Source organism: Methylocaldum sp. MU1018 (assembly GCF_053646775.1).
In genome coordinates, this window is record NZ_CM132195.1 from 147,558 (window position 1) to 167,520 (window position 19,963).

27 protein-coding genes and 1 tRNA gene are annotated in these 19,963 nt (G+C 61.0%); 7 read left to right on the forward strand and 21 right to left on the reverse strand.

Features of this window, described 5'->3' with window-relative positions; all coding sequences use genetic code 11:
- Positions 1–3 precede the first annotated feature (3 nt).
- From amoA to ACWJKU_RS00685, 3 genes are all read left to right on the forward strand, one after another.
- Positions 4–747 (forward strand): bacterial ammonia monooxygenase, subunit AmoA, encoded by a 744-nt coding sequence (gene amoA, locus ACWJKU_RS00675; RefSeq protein ID WP_454145065.1) that lies wholly within the window; start codon positions 4–6, stop codon positions 745–747.
- Positions 748–862: 115 nt separating this feature from the next.
- A complete protein-coding gene (gene amoB, locus ACWJKU_RS00680; protein ID WP_454145067.1) occupies positions 863–2,107 on the forward strand; it encodes a bacterial ammonia monooxygenase, subunit AmoB in 1,245 nt (414 codons plus the stop codon).
- Between the two features lie 217 nt (positions 2,108–2,324).
- Positions 2,325–2,400: transfer RNA gene (locus ACWJKU_RS00685), tRNA-Thr, on the forward strand.
- Between the two features lie 263 nt (positions 2,401–2,663).
- Here the strand turns inward: ACWJKU_RS00685 and ACWJKU_RS00690 are convergent.
- From ACWJKU_RS00690 to ACWJKU_RS00785, 20 genes are all read right to left on the reverse strand, one after another.
- Positions 2,664–2,987: a hypothetical protein gene (locus ACWJKU_RS00690; RefSeq protein ID WP_454145069.1), complete on the reverse strand. Its 324-nt coding sequence runs from the start codon at positions 2,985–2,987 to the stop codon at positions 2,664–2,666.
- Complete coding sequence (locus ACWJKU_RS00695; protein WP_454145071.1) at positions 2,984–3,307, reverse strand: hypothetical protein; 324 nt, start codon at positions 3,305–3,307, stop codon at positions 2,984–2,986. The genes ACWJKU_RS00690 and ACWJKU_RS00695 overlap by 4 nt, the downstream gene beginning before the upstream one ends.
- Positions 3,297–3,551, reverse strand: coding sequence for a hypothetical protein (locus ACWJKU_RS00700; protein WP_454145073.1), 255 nt, complete (start codon positions 3,549–3,551; stop codon positions 3,297–3,299). Before ACWJKU_RS00700 ends, ACWJKU_RS00695 begins: the two co-directional genes overlap by 11 nt.
- A complete protein-coding gene (locus tag ACWJKU_RS00705; protein WP_454145075.1) occupies positions 3,523–3,975 on the reverse strand; it encodes a cell wall hydrolase in 453 nt (150 codons plus the stop codon). Before ACWJKU_RS00705 ends, ACWJKU_RS00700 begins: the two co-directional genes overlap by 29 nt.
- Before the next feature lie 541 nt (positions 3,976–4,516).
- Positions 4,517–4,990 (reverse strand): hypothetical protein, encoded by a 474-nt coding sequence (locus ACWJKU_RS00710; protein WP_454145077.1) that lies wholly within the window; start codon positions 4,988–4,990, stop codon positions 4,517–4,519.
- A gap of 97 nt (positions 4,991–5,087) precedes the next feature.
- Positions 5,088–5,519, reverse strand: coding sequence for a hypothetical protein (locus ACWJKU_RS00715; RefSeq protein ID WP_454145079.1), 432 nt, complete (start codon positions 5,517–5,519; stop codon positions 5,088–5,090).
- Positions 5,509–6,093 carry a hypothetical protein gene (locus ACWJKU_RS00720; RefSeq protein WP_454145081.1) on the reverse strand — a complete coding sequence of 195 codons (585 nt, stop codon included), beginning with the start codon at positions 6,091–6,093 and terminating at the stop codon, positions 5,509–5,511. The genes ACWJKU_RS00715 and ACWJKU_RS00720 overlap by 11 nt, the downstream gene beginning before the upstream one ends.
- Entirely contained in the window at positions 6,090–6,530 is a 441-nt protein-coding gene (locus ACWJKU_RS00725; protein ID WP_454145083.1) for a gp16 family protein, read from the reverse strand. Before ACWJKU_RS00725 ends, ACWJKU_RS00720 begins: the two co-directional genes overlap by 4 nt.
- Positions 6,531–6,572: 42 nt before the next feature.
- The gene (locus ACWJKU_RS00730; protein ID WP_454145085.1) at positions 6,573–7,199 is read right to left on the reverse strand and encodes a hypothetical protein; all 627 of its coding nucleotides are present in this window, start codon (positions 7,197–7,199) and stop codon (positions 6,573–6,575) included.
- Positions 7,196–7,720 carry a host-nuclease inhibitor Gam family protein gene (locus tag ACWJKU_RS00735; RefSeq protein ID WP_454145087.1) on the reverse strand — a complete coding sequence of 175 codons (525 nt, stop codon included), beginning with the start codon at positions 7,718–7,720 and terminating at the stop codon, positions 7,196–7,198. Before ACWJKU_RS00735 ends, ACWJKU_RS00730 begins: the two co-directional genes overlap by 4 nt.
- A gap of 7 nt (positions 7,721–7,727) precedes the next feature.
- Positions 7,728–7,964 (reverse strand): hypothetical protein, encoded by a 237-nt coding sequence (locus tag ACWJKU_RS00740; RefSeq protein ID WP_454145088.1) that lies wholly within the window; start codon positions 7,962–7,964, stop codon positions 7,728–7,730.
- Positions 7,965–7,982: 18 nt separating this feature from the next.
- On the reverse strand, positions 7,983–8,240 hold the full coding sequence (locus ACWJKU_RS00745) for a hypothetical protein (RefSeq protein WP_454145090.1): 258 nt from the start codon (positions 8,238–8,240) through the stop codon (positions 7,983–7,985).
- 24 nt (positions 8,241–8,264) lie between these two features.
- Positions 8,265–8,534, reverse strand: a complete 270-nt coding sequence (locus ACWJKU_RS00750) for a hypothetical protein (protein WP_454145092.1) — start codon at positions 8,532–8,534, stop codon at positions 8,265–8,267.
- Positions 8,531–8,911: a hypothetical protein gene (locus tag ACWJKU_RS00755; RefSeq protein ID WP_454145094.1), complete on the reverse strand. Its 381-nt coding sequence runs from the start codon at positions 8,909–8,911 to the stop codon at positions 8,531–8,533. The genes ACWJKU_RS00750 and ACWJKU_RS00755 overlap by 4 nt, the downstream gene beginning before the upstream one ends.
- The gene (locus ACWJKU_RS00760; protein WP_454145096.1) at positions 8,898–9,500 is read right to left on the reverse strand and encodes a hypothetical protein; all 603 of its coding nucleotides are present in this window, start codon (positions 9,498–9,500) and stop codon (positions 8,898–8,900) included. Before ACWJKU_RS00760 ends, ACWJKU_RS00755 begins: the two co-directional genes overlap by 14 nt.
- Position 9,501: 1 nt before the next feature.
- A complete protein-coding gene (locus ACWJKU_RS00765; protein ID WP_454145098.1) occupies positions 9,502–10,251 on the reverse strand; it encodes an AAA family ATPase in 750 nt (249 codons plus the stop codon).
- Between the two features lie 4 nt (positions 10,252–10,255).
- Positions 10,256–10,513 (reverse strand): hypothetical protein, encoded by a 258-nt coding sequence (locus ACWJKU_RS00770; RefSeq protein ID WP_454145100.1) that lies wholly within the window; start codon positions 10,511–10,513, stop codon positions 10,256–10,258.
- A 66-nt stretch (positions 10,514–10,579) separates the two neighbouring features.
- Entirely contained in the window at positions 10,580–10,843 is a 264-nt protein-coding gene (locus tag ACWJKU_RS00775; protein ID WP_454145102.1) for a hypothetical protein, read from the reverse strand.
- Between the two features lie 2 nt (positions 10,844–10,845).
- Positions 10,846–13,074 carry a Mu transposase C-terminal domain-containing protein gene (locus tag ACWJKU_RS00780; protein ID WP_454145104.1) on the reverse strand — a complete coding sequence of 743 codons (2,229 nt, stop codon included), beginning with the start codon at positions 13,072–13,074 and terminating at the stop codon, positions 10,846–10,848.
- On the reverse strand, positions 13,071–13,508 hold the full coding sequence (locus ACWJKU_RS00785; protein ID WP_454145106.1) for a hypothetical protein: 438 nt from the start codon (positions 13,506–13,508) through the stop codon (positions 13,071–13,073). The genes ACWJKU_RS00780 and ACWJKU_RS00785 overlap by 4 nt, the downstream gene beginning before the upstream one ends.
- Before the next feature lie 134 nt (positions 13,509–13,642).
- Here ACWJKU_RS00785 and ACWJKU_RS00790 point away from each other — a divergent pair, with 134 nt between their 5' ends.
- From ACWJKU_RS00790 to ACWJKU_RS00805, 4 genes are all read left to right on the forward strand, one after another.
- Positions 13,643–14,098: a hypothetical protein gene (locus tag ACWJKU_RS00790; protein ID WP_454145108.1), complete on the forward strand. Its 456-nt coding sequence runs from the start codon at positions 13,643–13,645 to the stop codon at positions 14,096–14,098.
- A 24-nt stretch (positions 14,099–14,122) separates the two neighbouring features.
- On the forward strand, positions 14,123–14,716 hold the full coding sequence (locus ACWJKU_RS00795; RefSeq protein WP_454145110.1) for a hypothetical protein: 594 nt from the start codon (positions 14,123–14,125) through the stop codon (positions 14,714–14,716).
- 220 nt (positions 14,717–14,936) lie between these two features.
- Positions 14,937–16,102 (forward strand): IS3 family transposase gene (locus ACWJKU_RS00800; protein ID WP_454142624.1). Its coding sequence is split into 2 segments (ribosomal slippage): positions 14,937–15,192 and positions 15,192–16,102, totalling 1,167 coding nucleotides; the frame shifts between segments, so codons are not numbered across the junction.
- 857 nt (positions 16,103–16,959) lie between these two features.
- Entirely contained in the window at positions 16,960–18,297 is a 1,338-nt protein-coding gene (locus tag ACWJKU_RS00805) for a S8 family peptidase (RefSeq protein ID WP_454145112.1), read from the forward strand.
- 573 nt (positions 18,298–18,870) lie between these two features.
- Here ACWJKU_RS00805 and ACWJKU_RS00810 read toward each other — a convergent pair.
- Positions 18,871–19,827 carry an IS5 family transposase gene (locus ACWJKU_RS00810; RefSeq protein ID WP_454142574.1) on the reverse strand — a complete coding sequence of 319 codons (957 nt, stop codon included), beginning with the start codon at positions 19,825–19,827 and terminating at the stop codon, positions 18,871–18,873.
- Between the last annotated feature and the right edge of the window lie 136 nt (positions 19,828–19,963).

The following is a 19,963-nucleotide window of genomic DNA, read 5'->3' on the forward strand; positions in this document are numbered from 1 at the left end:
CTCATGAGCGCACTTCAATCTGCGGTTCGGTCTCATGCCGAAGCAGTGCAAGTCTCCAGGACCATCGACTACCTGGGACTCTTCATCTTCTTTATGGTGGTGACCGGTTCGTATCACATCCATGGCATGTTGACCATGGGTGACTGGGACTTCTGGTCCGACTGGAAAGACCGTCGTCTGTGGGTCACGGTCACCCCGATCGTGTTGGTGACGTTCCCGGCGGCGATCCAGGCGTGGACCTGGGAACGGTTCCGCAACCCGTGGGGCGCAACCATGGCCGTTCTGGCGCTGCTCTTCGGCGAATGGGTCAACCGCTACTTCAACTTCTGGGGCTGGACCTACTTCCCGATCAACTTCGTATTCCCGGCCATTCTGGTTCCGGGTGCGATCTTGCTCGACACCTTCCTGATGCTTTCGGGCAGCTACCTGTTCACGGCGATCGTGGGCGGCATGGCTTGGGGCCTGATTTTCTATCCGGGCAACTGGCCGATGATCGCACCGCTGCACGTGCCGGTGGAATACAACGGCATGCTCATGTCGATTGCCGACTTGCAGGGCTACCACTATGTCCGTACCGGTACCCCCGAGTACATCCGCATGGTTGAAAAAGGCACCCTGAGAACTTTCGGTAAGGACGTAGCGCCGGTGTCGGCGTTCTTCTCGGCCTTCATGTCCATCCTGATCTACTTCATGTGGCACTTCGTCGGCCGTTGGTTCTCGACCGTACGGTTCTTGAAGCAGACCTAATCGGACCGGGCATTTCGGAAGTACAAGCAAAACGCACCGCGCTCTTTGAGCGGCTCCCTCGGGGAGGCCTTGGAGAGCGGGTACAACAGAATAGACTCGAGAGAGGAAGAACCCTATGAAACTACTCAAAGACAGGATCGCCAAATGGTCCATGGTCGGCTTGCTGGCCACGTTTGCCGCGACCAGCTTCTACGCGCCGAGCGCATCGGCCCACGGTGAGAAATCCCAGGCGGCGTTCATGCGTATGCGTACCATTCACTGGTACGATCTGAACTGGTCGAAGGAGAAGGTGAAAGTCAACGACACCGTCGAGATCACCGGTAAATTCCACGTGTTCGAAGGCTGGCCGGAGACCGTTGCCGAGCCGGATACCGCGTTCCTGAACATCGGTATTCCGGGCCCCGTGTTCATCCGCAAGGAATCCTACATCGGGGGACAACTGGTACCGCGTTCCGTCCGTCTGGAAATCGGCAAGACCTACGAGTTCAGAGTGGTGTTGAAGGCGCGCCGTCCGGGTGACTGGCACGTCCACACCATGATGAACGTCGAAGGCGGCGGTCCGATCATCGGTCCCGGCAAATGGATCACCATCGACGGCTCGATGAGCGACTTCAAGAACCCGATCACCACCCTGACCGGGCAGACCATCGACCTCGAGACCTACAACGAGGGCAACACCTACTTCTGGCACTTCTTCTGGTATGCCATCGGCTTGGCCTGGATCGTATACTGGGTGCGCCGTCCGGCCTTCCTGCCGCGCTACCTGATGGTGGAAGCCGGCCGTGCGGACGAGCTGGTCTCGGCTGGCGACAAGAAAGTGGCCATGGGCTTCGCGGCGGCGACCATCCTCATCGTGATCTTCGCGATGTCGAGCGCCAACAGCAAGTACCCGATCACCATTCCGTTGCAGGCTGGTACCATGAGAGGCATGCAGCCGATCGATATGGCGAAGCCCACGATCACGGTGAAAGTGAACGACGCCACCTACCGGGTGCCGGGCCGCGCGATGCGCATGAAGCTCACCATCACCAACAATGGCGACAAGGCCGTGCGTTTGGGTGAGTTCTACACTGCATCGGTCCGCTTCCTGGATTCCGACGTCTACAAAGACACCACCGGCTATCCGGAAGATCTGTTGGCTGACGACGGTCTGGAAGTGAGCGACAACAGCCCGCTGCAGCCGGGCGAGACCCGCACGGTCGACGTCACCGCCAGCGACGCGGCGTGGGAAGTGTATCGTCTGTCCGACATCATCTACGATCCGGACAGCCGTTTCGCCGGTCTGTTGTTCTTCTTCGACGATGCCGGCACCCGTCAGATCGTTCAGATCGACGCACCGCTGATCCCGTCCTTCATGTAATCCGTGGGGGCGTCGGCTAGACGCCCCGAGGATGCACGACCGACGGTCGGCCTCGAAAGCCCTCCTTCTACCGAAGGAGGGCTTTTTCATTGACATCCCCTGGCGCGAAATGGCAGCGCCGTCGCCTGAGAAAGGCAAACTAAAAGCGAGCAGCGAGCGTTTTCCCTGCCACGAATGATATACTTCCCTCGTTTATAGACCCGAAGCGTTTTTTTTTGCTGGCGTAGCTCAGTCGGTAGAGCAGCTGATTTGTAATCAGCCGGTCGGGGGTTCGAATCCTCTCGCCAGCTCCATTTAATTCATGAGCTTACATGGTTGTAGGCCTTTTTTTGCAGGGTTACACTGAGGTTACGCCGTACCGCATGTAAGCCGCTCCAATTTTTGGCACAGATTTGATCGTTTTTTGGCAGAGCATCGGCCCGTTAGGCAAGGGTTAATTCATCAGGGTTAAAGTTGTAGATCTCTCCGTCGAACGAGACCGGAACTTTTAATTGATTTCCACGAGTCTCCGCCTTCCAGATTTGCCTAATTTTGTCGTGCATGGCAGAACCGGGCTTCACGACGATAACGTATTCGCCGACGACTGCATCTTCTTCTCCAAGAGCGCCGTGGTTCCGCATTGCGTTCGATTATCGACGCCTTTCCCAAATCCCGGTGGACATCTCGGCCCGAGCAGGCCCCGGCTGGATCGGCGTGTGTTTCCGAAATCCCGGATGTTTGAACCCCGGCGGGGCGTGGCGAGACTCGCCGGATAGCCGCAGCCATCCACGACGGTCCGCGCGTCGCGGACGGTGAGCTTGTACTTGGTCGCGAGACTCAGCGCCACCAGGATGGCGAGCCGCCGATTCGCTTCGGTAATGGCATTCGGATTGACCTTCATGGCCTCATGTTCATGATGTGTTGATGCATGGCGCGGAGCAGCGCTTCGTTGGAGTCGACCTTGCCGGTCAAGGTGGAGAGCTCCCGCACCGCGTCATTGATCTTCTCGTGGATGTCGGCGATGTCGCGCATGCCCGGCAACGCCCGGATATCGCCGGTCAACGCCGTCACCCGATCGCCCAGTCCGTTCATATCCTTCTCGACCTCTTCGATCCGGCCGGATAGCTTGTCCTGGCTGCGGTTGATGGCGACATAGAGCGTCAGCGCCACGGTCCAGGCTTTCCACGCGATATCCACCCAGAACGCCGCGTTATCGGCCATGCTCGTCCTCCCTCCGCCTCAAATCCTTATCCCGGCTGCCCCGGCTCGATCCGAACTCGAACCCGTACACGTCTTTCGCCATCACCACCAATGCCCCCACCAGCATCATCAGCATTTCCCGCGTGTTCGCATCCGTGATCGGCACGAACACCAGCAGAATCGCGATCAACACCACCGCGACCGGAGCGAGTAGCGCAAGCACGCCGGTGACCATCTCAAACCGGATTGAGGTTGTAAAAAACATGACGGCCTATCGTGATGGTTGGAATCTGGCCGGCCGACCACTTCGGGGCGATGCGAACGGCGTGGTAGTGGTCCGCCCCGCCGGTGGGATCGTCTAGCCAGCCCGCCGAGGCCAGATGGGCGATGACCCGCGCCTGGGCGAACGCCGGATCGCTCTCGGTGACGGCGAGCAATTTCGTCCGGTTGGGATCGTCCGGGTTCCAGCACGAAAACTGATACGGTTTTTGGCACACGCCGGCGATACCCTCGCCCCACCAATTCGGCTTGCCTGGACTCAGGCGCTTTCGCACCCGGTTCATGATCACCGCCGCGACGGCCGCCATGCCGAGAATGCCTTCGCCGCGCGCCTCGCCCCAAAGGGTGCGGGCCAACACGTCGATATCCTCGGCGGACGCTCGATAAGGGGGAATGGGCTTGCCTGACATCGATCGCTCCTTTACGCCCAACCCGCCCCGGATCTCCGGGACGGGGCAGACGCGTCGGTAGGTTGAGGTATCGGGTGGTCGCGGCGGCCGGATTCGAACCGGCGGTCTCCAGCGGAGGGTAAAACTGGCGGGATGGCCCCTTCCCAACGGCCGCGAGGATGCGTGCGATGATAGGGAAGAGGATCGGCGGGAATAAGCCTGAATAAGTTCAGGGCAAACAAAACCCCGCCAAAGCGGGGTTATCAGGGACCATCAGGGCGCCCGGTCGATCTCGTCGTGGCAGGCGACCCGGCGCAGGATCGCCAGACTGCCCCGGATTTCCAGCGAAACCTTATAGTTTCCGGTGACATGAAGGAATAAAGAGAAGGGTTTCGATAGCCTTTGAGCTTTTCAAAACGCAATCCCGGCGGCATGGGATTCCTCTGTAAGTCCCTCAGTTTGTCTTGCACCAGGCGCCGCAAGGATTCCGGCAGTTTGCGATAGTCCTTCCGGAACCGTGGCGTATAGTCGATCTCGGCGATGACTACGCCGCCGGTCCCGGTCATGCGTCCAGCGACTTGACGAGATCGTCCACGTTCGTAAACGGCCCCTGGCCGGAACGCCCGGACACGTCGGCATCGAATTCCAGAATATACACCCTGAGCGCTCCGATCCGGGCGTGAATGGAGCGCAACAGCCAGCACAGCGCCGAGACCGGCGCCCGGTGATACCAACGCAGCGCCGGATAGCGCGCCGCGATCCCCCGGTACCGCACATACAGGTCGCCGGCCTGTCGCTGGACCTGCAACAAGGCGTCGGTCAGCCGGTCTTCCGGGTCGATCTCGGCGGCCGGCTTGAGCCGCTCGATCTCCCGTGCCAAGGCGGCGATCTTGAGGCGTACGCCCGTCGCCTGCGCCAGCGTGCCGACCATGGCGAGACCATAGGTCAGATTCAAGGCCCACAGTCCGGGCGAGTCGTTCAAGGCGTGGAGCGCCTCTTGTATGTGAGTGGCTTCGTCCAACCAAGCCGTATTCATCGTATTGCCTCGTGGTGGAAAGATCAGGGTTTCCATTCTATCCAAAAACAGCCGGTAGGATGTGGTGAGCGGCAGCGAACCGCATCGTTACATTGCCTCATGTGCGGTCATCCAAGGCATCGAACAGATCCGGTTGCGGCACGGATAGCGGCGTGGTGTGCACGATGGTATGGATCTGGCGCTCGTCCAGCTCGTATTCCCGCGCCAGTTGCCGCATCGTCCAGCCCTCGACAAAGTGCTTTCGGACGATGTCGGCGTTCCGCGCCCGGCGCATCGCCTCGCGGCCGAGGGCCACTTTCAGCTTGCCGTTCCGGCAATGAGCGGCCACTTTCCGAGCCGCCTCCAAACCGATCAGCTCCGCCAGCGGATGATCCTCGGCCAAATTCTCGGGGGCGGGCACGTACACGTAGGTCCCGCCGTAGCGCTTCACCAGCTTCTCCACCGCCGGCAGCCCGATCAGATTCACCAGCTCGCGGATGGATGCCGGCAGATAGGCTTCCAGCCCGTCGAACGAGAGCTCAGCCGCCATGAATCCGCGCCTCCAATTCCGCGATCTGCCGCGCCAGAGTCTCGTTAGGCGCGCGCGAATACAGCTCTTTGTACTGTTTCAAGGTGTTCAATGCCCGGCTCTTTCTAACGGCCTCGGGCTCCGCCGCGCCGTGTTCTTGCCCCCGCTCTAACGGGTCCGGCCGCGGATAATCGCGCCAGCGGAAGCCTGACAGCCAGCCTTGGGGATAGATGCGGGTTTGTCCCTGAGGCGGATTCTCGCGCCACAGTTTCGCCTCCCTCGCGGCGGAGGCATAAACCCATTCCAGCTCGTCCGCCGGCGGATCGATCTGCCCCCACACCATCGCCGCTTCGCTTTTTCCCTTCTTGTGGTCGTAGAGGCGCCAGAACCGGTCAAAGGCCGCACGCTGCGCCTCGCTCAGCCGTCCATACCAATCCACCCGCGCCCGCGGCTTAGGCTCCGCCAGCGGCGCGCCGTAGCCCAATCGGGTGAGGACGTCCCAAATCCGTTCGCCGCGCTCGATCGCCGCCTCGATGCGATCGACCGCCGGCGCGAGGCGAATCACCCAGGCTTGGATGAAACGGGCTTTGCTCATCCCGTCGCCCTCCCGGCCTTCTTCGCATTCTTGTCCAGCGCCGCGATGATCCCGCGGAGCTGGGCGGCGTTGCACCAGGCCACCTTGTCGATTTTGTACATCCGCCGGGCGATGCCGTCGGCGTAGCCCATCGACCGTCCGGCCTCGGCCAGATAGGCGTCGATCTTATCGAGCAGCGCTTGCCGATCGGCGGTCATGCGCGGCTTCCGGCCGGCCCGCCGGGGGCGGGTCGGCACGAAGCCGAGCGATTCCAGATGCCGGCACACCGCATCGATGCCGGCATCGGAAAGCTGTTTCGAACTCGGCCGCTCCCCAGGACGAGGCCGCGCCCCGCCCACGTTGACCAGCATCGCCCGGTAAGCCTCGTCGGTCATACCGAGCTGCTGCACGGCGATGTGGATTTTCGCAATCACGGCTGTGCGGGTTTTGGGGGTCATGCCGGCCCTCCGATCCGCTTGAGCGTGCGGATGACGGCGTCCTTATCCATGGTTCGCCAATCCTTTCGGCAGATGCGCCCAGCCCAGCACGCGAGCGCCGTCGGAATCGACCCGCGTGCCGGCGATGTACCGCCAGCACCCGCCGTCCCAAAATCCCAGCCATACCGGATCGCTACCACCTTCGAGCGACAGCTGCACGGTGATCTCGGCGTCCGGCGGCTGATTCGGATCGCGCCATTCGATGACTTCGACGCGGCGGAAAGGACAGCCGTAACGCGTTCTCAGGTCTTCCGCAAGTTGCGGCAGGTGATCCTCGATTTCATTGGCGTAGGCTAATACAGCGATGCGGCAGGCCCTGATGTGCCGCGGGTCTTTGCCGTTGACATCCAGGCGCAGAACGAAATACTCCGCGGCAGGATCGACGGGGGCCCCGTCTGCCTTCTGGACGATATATTTGCGGTATAGCCCACGATTTCGATTCTGCCCTGCTTCCAATTCCTCAGCTTGCCGTTCCAGCTCCGCAGCTCGCCGCTCGTAGCCCCTCGCCGTATCCTCGTCGAGCTTCCGCGCCTGGGCCGAATCGGCGTAGGCCGCGTTTTCTCGGGCTTTCGCAGCCAATTTCCTGAGCCGCTCCGCTTCCCTGCGCAGCTCTTCATACGTCTTGCTCATACCGCCTCCTGTTCGAACGGCGTCACGATGAAATCCTCGACGCCCTGCACGATCGAGATGCCGGCCACGCCCTTGACCGCCTCCGGTTCGTTCAGCATCGCTTCCTTGTTCGGCTCGCGCTTGGTCCGGATGAACCGCGACAAGCCCAGCCGTTCCAGCGTTTCCAGCACCGCGTCGACGCCCCGGATGGTGACCGACGGCGGCCGTTGCCGCCATTGCACCAGACCGGTAATGAGATTCGCGGTCTTGGTTTTGCCGCCCTCGGTCAGTTCCTCTCGATGGGCTTCGGCCCAGGTTTGGATGCCGGTCTGCTTCGCCGCGATCTTCGCTTTCAAGGCGTCGATCTGCGGCTGATAGGTCTGCGTGATCTCGCCGATCGCGTCGTTCATCTCCGTTTCGACGCGCGCGAGTTCGCGCTGAATATCGCCCAGCGCCTTGATCCACACGGCGCAATCCTCGCGGGTCTGTGGCGGCAGTTCGGCCAGCGCCGGCGCCTTGATTCGGGTTTTTCGTGCTGCCATGTTCTCCTCAGCCTTGATTGGGTCGATAAATCGGCCAAACATCGTGGATCCGGAACCAGGCCACCGGCTCCGGACCGCGCGCGATGGCCGGCTCCTGCTTGCGGCGCCGTGACTTGGCCCTCGCCTTATTACAGGCGATGCAGTAGGAAGTAAGGCCGGACCGGTTTCTCGGTTCTTTGTAGAACTTTTCCACCGGCAGAACCTGCTTGCACTTCGCGCACGTTTTGTGCGTTAGCGTTGCCATGGTGACTCCTTCGGACCGTTAAACCGGACTCGGCAAGTTGCCGTCGTCGATCTGCCGGTTCAGCCATTCGTCCGCCATGGCGCCGATCTCCTGGCGCTCGAACGTGCCGGCGCGCGTGGTCAAATGGCCGTGCAACAACCCCTCCTCGTAGGCGTCGCGCAAGGCGTCGAAGTCCGGGAGTTCGGGATCGTCGCTCGCGAACAGCGCGCTCAGGGCCATGCCCAAAAACGCGCCAATGGAAACAAGAATCACAATGCCAAAAATGGAAACACCCATGATGAATTTCTCGTCTTGATTGAGTTAATGAGCGATGTGCCGGCGGGGCCGCTCCCAGCGGATCGAAATCCCCTTGAGCCGGACCACGAACTGATCGACGCCGCCGGTGGTGCCGAGATAATCGGCGGTGTCCAGCCGGTCGAGCGCCGGTTTGTAGGCGACGGTGAAGATCGGCATGGCGATGGTCTCGACCGCCAGCACCTTGACCTGTAGCCTTCTCTTGGCGAAATACCGCTTGACCTGCCTGGACGCTTCCTCCAGCCGGGTCAGGCTGTCGCCGTTTCGTGTGTTCATGCCTTGTCTCCTGTATTGCGTTCTCTCCGGGCGCTCCGGGAGAGGGTTGGGTTGAGGGTTTGCGGGCGGCTCGCGCAATCCTGGCAGGCGCGCCAGTGCCTCATCTGCATGGGGTTGTGAGTGGGGCAGGGCCTGAGGGCGTACGCCGCGCACTCGTCCGGCAAAATCTCCCGGCCCAGATATGGACACTCGACGTTCCCGTACACCGCCGCGACCTTGCGCAGCAGGGTCTCGACGTTGCCCGGGTATCGGCCGTTGACCGCCAGGCTGACGCTCGTCCTGGAATAGCCGAGCCGTTCCGCCACCTGGGTGACCGAGGTTTCCCGGCATTTCAGGCGCAGCAGCGCCATGGCGGCATCCGCGTCAAACCGATCCATCAGCCGCCTCCGTCGCGTGGGTTGGGCTCCAAACCACCCGCCCCACGTTCGGGTCGTAAACCTGTTTCACCCGCTGGATCATCGGCGCACGGGGGCCGGTCCACTTGGCGGGGATCAGCCGGTACTTGGCCTTCCGGCCCTTGCCGGAGCGGGTCAGATACCCGGCCCGCGTCAGCCAGCCGAGATAATCCACCGCCGCAGCCTCGGTCACCTGAATCTCCGGAGTGCTGGCGTGCGCCGCCAACTGCCGCGGCGTATGCTCGCCGCCCAGCATGCGGAGCGTCCGCCACATCTGTTCCTGGGCCAGCCCCTGAGTGACTGGCGTACCGTCTTTCCTGACCCTCGGCGCGTCAATGCCGGCATCCCGGATCAATTGCCAGCCGGGGCGGCCGTCGATCGTCACGGGCGCCACGTGGGAAGCCGCTTCCAGATCCTTCAGATAGCTCCGAATCGTGGCCCGCTTGATCGCCCCCGGCAGCTCCCCGCGCAGCTCGTCGAAGCTGAACCGTCGCAACCGGCGGATCGCCTCCCAAATCCGCTGACGCGGACTGACCCCGCCGATCATCTGGATATGCGCCGGTTTACGCATATCACACCCTCCGCTTCGGCGCGTCGCCGGTATACAGCGGCCGGTTGCCCCAGAGCGCCCGATCCACCCGCTGCCAACCCTGCGCCAGCGCCTCCTCGTGTATCGTGTCGAGATTCACCACCACCCGCCGCACCGAGCCGTGAGCCAGAGTCACCAAATGCTCCAGCAGATCGTCCGCCACCTCGATTTCCGGGGCGTAAATCGGACGGAGCGCCCGCGCGTCGTTCAGATTGACCGGAGCGGCCGGAATCCACGACAGGATGCGGCTATGGAAGCGCTCGCTGCGCCTCAATGCGTTGGCCACCCCTTCCTCGCCGATGATCAGAAACGCGCCCTGGCTCATCTCGTAGAGGCTCCGCACCACCTCCACCAAGCCCTTCTGGATGCAGTAATCGAACTCGTCGATGATCAAGGGCCGCGACAGGTTCTGGCTGAGATCCATGGCCATGTCGCGCACCGTCCCCGCCGCCGGGATGCCGACCGCGCGGCACAGGTCCTGCAGCATCGACTTCTTCGTCCAAAACGCCGTGGCCTGCACGTAAAAGGCCCGGTACACATTGGCCGCCTCCAGCGCGGCGTAGGTCTTCCCCCAGCCGGCCGGCCCGTACAGACAGCCGATGCCGGGCAACCCCTGGGCGCGGCCGATCAGCCGCTCCACCGCGACCGCGGTCAGGGTCATGTTGCTGGTGTTGGCGCTAGCGCCGCGCAACGGCTTGGTATGCATGTCGATCACATTCGATGTGGATGTCATGGCCTTACCCCCGAGGCTGCAGCAAGAAATGAACGACGCGGACCCGCGGCTCTCCGATCTGATCCCGCTTGCGGTCCATCATCGCGTCCAGCTCGGTCACCGCCTCGCTGTTCGGTTTCGGATCGTCCAGCAACGCCTGGTTGAGCCGCTCGTATTCCCGCCGCGGCATCGTTTTCATGCCGGCGTACGTGCGCACCTCCACCGTGTGGACGAACACGTTCACCAGGTCAGGGTCTTGTGAGATAACTTCTGGATATGTCATGATTTGTTCTCGCTTTAGAAAATCACGTCCGGCCGTTTGCCGCCGCTAACGGTAAACGGCCACCTCTTATCGGATGAGCACCGGAATCGGCACAGCCTTCACGCACTGCCATTCCTCTCGGCCATCCGCGCTAGCGATCGGATACGGCCGCCCTTGAGCGTCGGTCACCCAAAGGAATTGCCGGAATACGGCGCCGTCATCCCAGTATTGATACTTGGCCCCGGCGGTCGCATAAACGTTATCGCCCAGATGCACCCGTTCGCCGGCCTTGGCCTCTATCGCCTCCCGGCTGACCGTCAATTCCTCTTCGGTCATCATCACGTAGGTCACGGCTAGCCTCCCGTGCTGGCGTCGATGGCCGGAACGGGAATCAAATAGCTGGCCCAGTCCGGTTCTTCCCCGTTCAGTTCGCGGCGGCGCCGCACCTTGAAATCCACGCACCTCGCCCAGGAGTTCATCCGATACACCTCGTCGGCCATCAACCGCCCTCCGCCCTCGTAGTGCGCATGCCGCTCCTTCCACCAGGCATCCGTAGCGTCGCGGTCCTCCTGGACGGACGCCATCGAAACAACCGTCGATACGCCATCGGCGGCCGCGGGTCTCGCCAGCGGCCCTCGCCGTGTTTCCATCGCCGAATGAACGGCTCCGCCAACCGGCGACGGAGGAAGCGTTGATACGGCTTCCGCGGCTTCAATCTCATAGGCTCGTTGCTCCAGTTTTCGTTTGGTTAACATCAAGTCCGGCGGCAGTACCGTCTCCGGAATCACCGTCAGGGTCCGCCCCAATTCCGCTTCGGCGGTCTCGATCTTGTCTTGGGCGCGCTTCCTCATGCCCTCGACCCGCTCCTCCTTGAGCTGCTCGATGAACGGCTTGGCGAAACCGTCCACCTTGTTGCCGTCCCAGACCGCGACGCCGATCGACCGGCCCGCCATGTCCTTCACCCACACTTTCCCCGCGTCGTGAATATCGAAGGCCGCCCGCACCGGCGTCCCCGCCGGGAGGTCCGCGAGATCCCGCAGGAAATAGCGGTTGTTGAACAGCCGCACTTCGCCCCGCGCCGGGGTGCGGATGACCTCGGGCCGGAACAGGCCGACGATTTCCTCAGGGCTCAAGGGCACCGCCGTCAACGGGTCCAGATTCGCCTCGTACACCGCCTTTGGCGTCCGTTTGCCTAGCTCCCGGTGCGGATGGTTCGCGTTGTAGTCCTCGATCGCCGCGTCCAGCGCGTCGATGAACTGCATCCAGCTCGGGACGATGTTCGGCACCCGGCCTTTTTTCAGGTCCGATTGAATCTTTCGCGTGACGTTGTTGAGGGTTTCCCGGTCCATGGTCTTCGTCTGGCAGGTCGGGAAGGCTCGCGCCAGCGGGATGGTGAGCGTCTGCCACAGGCGCTCGATGATCCCGCGCCCCTGCGGATTACCCGGAATCCCGGTCTCGTGAGCCACCCCCAGCCGCGCCAGAAGCCCCGTGACCGGCGCGTCGATAGTCTTCGCCGTCTGCCCCGCGCCGTTGTCGCTGTAATAGATCAAGGGCTTGCCGTGCAACGTCATCGCCCGGCCCAGAGCCTCGGCCACCGCGACGCAGTTTTCCGACAGGCTCACCGTCCAGCCCACCACGTACCGGCTCGGCGCGTCGATGACCAGCGTCACCTCCGGCGCGAACGGCCGGCCGTGATCTGGATGCTGCACCTTGGCCTTGAAGGTGTGCCCGTCGCCGACCCAGACATCGTTGCTCTTGAGCCCGGACCAATCGCGGCGGATACAAGGCAAGATCGCCTTCCACGCCGCGCCGGTGGCCCGGCCCTTCTCCAGGATCGTCACCGGCACGCGCCTGACCACCCGGTACACGGCGCCATCGCCGGGAATGTCCTTTTCGGCCCAGCCGATCGCCCGGAGATCGCCCGTCATTGAGCGCCAGGCTTCCCGGTGGGTAGGATGAGCCGGCGTCCGATACCGGGCCAGGTAATACGGCAGCCACGGCACCTCCAGATACGAGACTTTCTCGCGGGTCTTCCGATCGGCCATCGAGCCCCGTTTCTTCATGATCCCCGGCCACTTCTTCACCGTGTCCAGCGCCAGCTTGCCGAACCGCTCCGCGTTGGACTTGGCGTTACTGTGCTCGATCGCGAACACCAGGTCCTGATGCAGCGTGCCGTTGGCGTACGCCTCGTTGAGATAGGCCACGGCCTCGCCCTGCGAACCCGGATAACGGCGGATGAACGCCCAAATCGCCTGACGGGATTGGTCCCTGACCTCTTGCTGGGAGGTCAGCGGCCCGCCGGCGACCGGGGCCGCCGGGACCGAAGCCGCCGGCGGCGCCAGGCACAGCGCCTGGGCCGCTTCTTTCGTGCGCCGCTCAAGCAGGAACGCTTGGGCTTCCTTAGGCAGGCAGGATTCGGGATACAGCCAGCCCTTGCCGTTCAAACCCAGTTCTTTTTTGGTCTTGCGGGGTTTGTCCTTGCCCCAGCGCGTATTGATCTCTTGCTGACGGATCGGCATTCCCGGCTTGCCCGCCAGCTCCGCCGCCTCGTAGTACCGCTGGCCGTGGTATTCGATGCTCATCTCCGCCTCCCCAAATACTGCTTGATCGCCTTCTTCTGCTGGAGCAGCTCGGCCTCCATCCGCTCGATTTCGCCGAGCTCCGCCAAGAGCGCCGAATCGCCCACCAGCACGGTGCACCCGCGAGTCTCGGCAAAGAACTTCAATAGCGTGTAGCCCTCGGTGGCGGCGTCGAAAGCCACCGCCCGCTCCAGGCTGATGTTGTGGGTTTCCCGGCTCTCCGCCGTATAGGCGTTGAGCATGGAAAGGCTCACCTCTTTCCCGAGCAGCCGGGTCATCCGCGCCGCCACTACCGCGCGGTCGTGAGGGCACTCTTTGAGCGCCAGGCTCATCAGCCCGGCGATTTCCCGCGAGAAATCCATGCTGCCGGGACGGTCCGGCAACGGCTGCGGGATATCGAAGATGTCAAGATTGACCAGATCGCGCGCGCGGGTCATGTCTAGCCCTCGCCCCGATCTTTTACGTTGCGCTTCATGAGAGGGGCGAGCGGTTACCAGACTCGGGTTTCTTGAAAGCCGTCTGCGAAAAGTACGGGGTAAACCCGACTTGGCTGCTGCTCGGAGAGGGCGAGATGTATTCGAAGCCGGCGGGACTCTTGGGAGAGCTACTAACGGAAGGCCGTGGATCGCGCTCCATCGAGGAGATGGCGAAACGGCTCTATGTGACGCCTGAGCAACTGCAGTGCTACGAACAGAACCTGGAACGGCCCGACGCGGCCTTTCTCAAGCTATTCCTGCTGTTTGCGCAAGGGGATAATGTGCGGCTGTCCGCCAAGCTGGACGTTGCCGTCGGCATCGCCCACCTGGCGGACGAACTGCGTAAGACGGCCCAGCCGCCCGAGGCACCGCCGGCGCTAGACTTGGATCGCATGAAATTGGCCATTGAAGCCGTCGAGGAGGGACTGGCCGGACGCCGGATCGATCCGGGAAAGAAGGCTAATATTATTCTTGCCGCCTACGACCTGCTGGTCGAACCAACCGAAGAGGCAAAAGGCAAGGTATTAAAGTTCATAAAAGCGGCGGCTTAGCGTCAGATGACTTAGGGGTAATCGATGTCTGATGAGAAGATGAAGAAAGAAAAGCTTGTTCGACTGATCCGGGACGCCATCGCCTCGGACACAGAGAACGAGAAGACAAGAGACGGCACGCAGGCGGGCTCGGAGTCCCAGCCGGCTGGGATCGTCATAAACGGAGGAATCGTCATCATCGGCGACAATAACAACGTCCACGGTTTCCGCCCCGAGACCACCACCAAAGGACCGCTATCACGCCTATACCGCCGGTTACGCAATATCGGTCAGTTCTCGTGCCAAATATCCGCGAAATTTCTCCACTCTCCGGCAAAAACCGGTCGTTTTGTGCCAAATCTTAAAAACCGCAAAAAATCCCCGAATCCCGCGCCATTCGCGGCTTTGCGCGGAAATTTCCTTTCCCTCCATAGTGCCAAAATAACCAGATCCCCACACCCGGACCGCCTCGGCGCAATCTCCCCAGTTTCCCGCCGGCGCTGTTTCAACCGCCGGGCCCAGGACGCGCTGCCCCGCTGTTTCCGTGCGACCTCGGTCGTACTCGGTTCCTCTTCGCTATCCGCCAGCACCCGAACTCTCAGAACCATCGAATACGCCTTCATCGCGGCAACTCCGTAAGCGACTCGTATTCTCCTCATACCTCAAAACCACCGCTAGAGTTCTCAGGAAAATGCTCTAGCACAGGCGGGATGAAACGAGCGTGTCAGTAAATTTGACAGAGCGAGGACCGAGTAGTAATGGCTTCTTGGTCATCGCAAAAGTTCAATAGATCAATGACGTGGTCCAATGCCAGCAGACACCTGAGTTAAGGAGTTAAGCTCTACAACTGAGGTGAGAGATGATGACAAGAAAACGCTATACGAAGGAATTCAAGCTGGACGCGGTGAGGCTGGTGACCGAACACGGGTACACCCAGGCCGAAGCCGGTCGCAACCTGGGGATCAACCCGAAGATGCTGGGGCGATGGATTCAAGAATACCGGGTGGATGAGCAGGAAGCGTTTCGGGGGAATGGCAAACGGACGGCAGAGCAGGAAGAGCTGCGGCGACTGCGGGACGAGAACCGTAGGCTGAAGCAGGAGCGCGATATTCTGGTAAAGGCGGCGGCCTTCTTCGCGAAGGAAGTGGGCTGAGATATCAGTTCATTGATCAGGCGAAGAAGGCTTATTCCGTGAAACGATTGTGCCGTGTGCTGGGGGTGAGCCGGGCGGGCTACTACGCCTTCGTCCGGCGACCGCAGCGCGGTCCAGATCCGATGCGCCAGGCGAAACTGGACGCAGTGCGCCAATTGGCGGCCGACTCGGACCACGTTTATGGCTCGCGGCGCATGGCACGGGAGCTGGGACGACTAGGCTACCGGGTCGGCCGCTATCAGGCACGTGGACTGATGCGCGAGGCTGGGGTGTGGGTGCGCTATCGCCGCCGGTATCGGGTGACGACAAACAGCGCACACAGCCAGCCCGTGTTTCCGAATCGGCTGCAGCGGGGTTTCCGAGTAGCAGCGCCGGACCGGGTATGGGCCTCGGACATCAGCTATGTCTGGACGGCCGAAGGCTGGTTGTATCTGGCCGTCGTGATTGACCTATACGCCCGCAAGGTCGTGGGTTGGTCTCTGGGAAAGCGCCTCACCAGCGCCTTGGCATGTGACGCGCTCCGGATGGCGCTGTGGCGCCGGCAACCGCCCCGGGGTCAACTGCTGCATCATTCTGATCAAGGCGTGCAGTATGCCAGCCGGGCGTTTCGGGGCCTGCTGCAGGCGTATGGGATGACAGGCAGCATGAGTCGCAAGGGCGATTGTTGGGATAACGCTGTGGTCGAGAGCTTCTTTGGCTCGCTCAAATCCGAACGGGTCCATTGGCGGAGTTACCAGACTCGAGAAGAAGCGCGCCGGGATATCGTCGAGTACATCACGATGTTCTACAACTGTCGCCGTCTGCATTCGTTCCTGGGTTATCGCAGCCCGGACGAATTTGAGAAGAACGGCCATTTGGCCAATGCCGCTTAACTGGGGTGTCCGCTATCACTTGACCAGGTCACAATAACTTACAGTTGATTCTTTTATCTTGAACCAGGCTGGACGATGCTTCATTCGTCGAGAATCGGATGTCGAGGCAGGTCTGAGGGCGCCGAGTATCTCACGAAGTTAACAAAAACAATTCCTAATGCTATTGGAAAAAAGTATTAAAAAACAATTACCTATATATATGGCGCGAAGATTGATAAGAAATTAGCGGCATATGGATCAGCGCTGAGTGAGAGCCGGAGTTCAATGTGGCTCCTTCATCAAGATCGTTCACAGGCGAGCCCCACGAATGGTGAGTTAACCCGTGGTCAGGTATCGGTTCATCCTCATATGTCTGGGCGGAATGATGGGATATGGCGCGGTGCAGGCTGAAATGCCACGTGGTTTGCACGCGGAGGCGATAGAACAAGGAATGAAACAGGGATCGATCCGGGTGATTGCGCACCTTCGAGTTGAATCAGTCTCCGAGGAGCAGGCAAAGGGAGCTGAGCAACGACGAGAGGCCATTGCGCAGGTCAGGGAGGCGCTGTTCCGTGAACTAGCTTCCACGTCCTACCGGGTGATCCGGGCGTACGACACGATCCCGTTCATAGCGTTAGAGATTTGGCCGGATGCGCGGCAGGTACTAGAGAAATCGGCTTTGGTAGTGGGAATAGAAGATGACAAGCGAAGCCACCCGACTAGCGACCTCCCGTGATCCTCGCCTCGACATTGCACCCGCTGCAATCAGGCAGGGAATCGCGCGAGGTCACTTGTGAACGGCCCGGACAGCAGGGCGCAGAGCGCCGTGCAGTTCGAGCATAAGACAACGAGGACTACTCATGAAAGGAGGATCATTTATGAAACGCTGGATAACGGTCTGGATTGGAATATTACTGATGTCACTCGGTGGGACCAACATCGGCGTGGCCAGGGAGAATGTGGTGCCTGCGGAGATCGCCGCCAAGGCGCAGACAGAGGGGGTTGTGCAAGTCATTGTGCAGCTCGACACGACGACAGCCCCGGAAGGGGACTTGCCCAACCAGCAGACTGTGCGTGAACAGCGGCAGGACATCGCGGCTACGCAGGCGGAAGTCCTGGCCTCTTTAGCTGGAACGGACTATCAGATTATCCGGAAGTACAGCACCATTCCCTTTTTGGCTTTGAAAGCAGGACCGGACGCGTTAGCAGAACTAGAACAATCGGTTCATGTGGTTAGCGTAACAGAAGATGGTTTGAATGCGCCTTCTCTCGGACAGAGCGTTCATTTGGTCCAAGCGGATCACACTACAAACCTGGGTTTTGATGGGACCGGCATGGCAATAGCGGTTCTGGATACGGGAGTGGACTCGGGCCATTTCTTCTTGGCTAACAAGGTGGTGTCGGAAGCTTGTTTCTCGGTTAACCGCAGCTGTCCAAACGGAAATATGACGCAGATCGGCCCAGGGGCCGGCGCACCCTGTACCTATTCACCGGACTGCCGGCACGGAACCCACGTGGCAGGAATAGCGGCCGGGCGGACGGACGACTGTTACATACCCAACCAGAACACTCCTCCCACCTGCGGCGTGGCGAGCGGGGCCAGTCTGATCGCCATCCAGGTGTTCTCGAACGTTGGCGGGCGGCCTGGTGCTTTTGATTCCGATCTAATGGCGGCCCTCGAGCGCGTATACATGCTGCGGAACAGCTTTCAGATTGCCTCGGTCAATATGAGCTTGGGCGGAGGAGGATTTACCAACCAGGCAGCCTGCGATCTGGCAAAAGCGGGGATAAAAGCGGCGATCGACAACCTGCGTTCGGCGCGAATCGCCACCGTGATTGCGTCGGGAAACGATGGGTTCACCAATGCCATCAGTGCGCCGGGCTGCATCTCGACGGCTGTCAGTGTCGGATCCACCACGAAAGCCGATGCAATCTCGGCGTTTTCGAACTCGGCCGCCTTCCTGTCCCTGTTAGCACCTGGCCAAGGCATCGTTTCTTCGGTTCCCGGCGGAGGATTCGATAGCCTTTCGGGTACATCCATGGCCACGCCGCACGTGGCGGGAGCCTGGGCCATTCTGAAGCAGTTGTCTCCGGCGGCCACGGTGCCTGTGGTGCTAAACACTCTCCGTGCGACGGGTCTCCCGATCACGGATGCTCGAAATGGCATAACCACTCCGCGGATTAGGATTTTCAATGCGCTCAACGCGTTGCCCTGAGCGGCGCCGCCTTTCCTGTCCCGATATTGCGAAACCGGAGTTTCGGATACGACGTCGGCTATGAGCCTTTCAGAGGCTCGGCGGCACTCCGGGAACGCAGTGAAGAGTCCATCGCAGTACCAATAAAGCTGCCCGCTGAGCTGAGGTAGGACTTCGGATCTCGTGGCCGACGGGACGGCGAGGGCAACAGGAGCCAGGACAAGCGTGCTGGAGAGCATATCGTACGGCTCTTGATAGGGAGGTGAAGAACGGGGGAAACGTGTGCTAGAGAACGTATTGTAAGGCTCTTATTAACTCTTAATAGGGACGTAAAGAAATGAAAACGTTAAGGAAGCTCTGAACAAGTGGATTCCGCTCATGCCCTTCGACTCGGCTCAGGACAGGCCTGGCGAAGGAGTTGATCGGAGTTTCCTTTAAGGAAGCTCTGAATAAGTGCGTTTTATTGGTGGCTCCGATAAACCGGCCGGGGCTACCAGCCGAAAAAGGTCGTTTTTCCCTCCCCATTGGCGCCCGCTATCGGCGCTCTTTCCGCCCCTCGCCCCCGGTTTTCCGGGGCGATGCACGGATTGATCCCTAGGCCGCCCTCAACTCCTCCCGCACCTGGTAGAGATTGCTGAGGGCAAACAGCAGGTAGAGTTGCTGCCCGTTTTTGAAGAGTCCCCGGTACCGGACCTGGGTATAGCCGAATTGGCGTTTGACGATCCGGAAGGGGTGTTCGACCACCGCCCGCAGCGCGGCCAGCATGCGGTTGTGAAGCGCTTGTTCCGCAGGCAAGTCCTCGCCCTTCTTACGCTTGAAGGGAAACGCCCAGACCGGCTCGCCCTCCTGGCGTTCGACCTCCAGATTGCGGTCCTTGCGGGTATAGGCCCGATCGCCCAGGACGACCTGCTCCTCGCCGTGCAACAGGGCCTCGGTCATGACCCCGTCCGCCACCTTGGCGGTGGTGACTTCCATCGTATGCACCAAGCCTGAATCAGCATCCACGCCGATGTGCGCCTTCATGCCAAAGTGGTAATTGTTACCCTTCTTGGTCGAACTCATCTCGCCATCCCGCTTCCGCTCGCGGTTCTTCGTGGACGGCGGGGCGGCGATCAGGGTGGCATCCACGATGGTCCCTTGACGCAACAATAAGCCCTTTTCCGCCAATAGGGCCGCCGTTTCATCGAATAGGGTTTGCGCCATCTGATGGGTTTCCAACAGGCGCCGGAACTTGAGGATCGTGGTTTCATCCGGCATGGCGTCCTCGCCCGCATCCAGCCCGGCAAACTCGCGTAGCATCGGAATGTCATGCAGCGCCTCTTCCATCGCCGGATCGGAGTAGCCGAACCAGTGCTGCATCAGGTGGATGCGCAACATCGTCTCCAAAGGAAAGGGACGCCTGCCCCGGCCGGCCGTCGGGTAGTACGGCGCAATCCGGCTCGTCCACAACCCCCAAGGAATCACCTGCTCCATCTCCTGGAGAAATTTCTGACGCTTGGTCAGCTTTGGTTTCTTCACAAACACGGTGGCACTGAGTCCGAGTTGCTTCATCGGGGGTCGACCTGTCGAAAATTGGACGTTGGGCATTATTTTATCGGGGCCAGGGACTTGTTCAGAGTTTCCTTAAAGACACTCACACTACTTGCCGCCATAGGCGTGGCTTTTGGAGTAGCCGGGACCGCGCAGG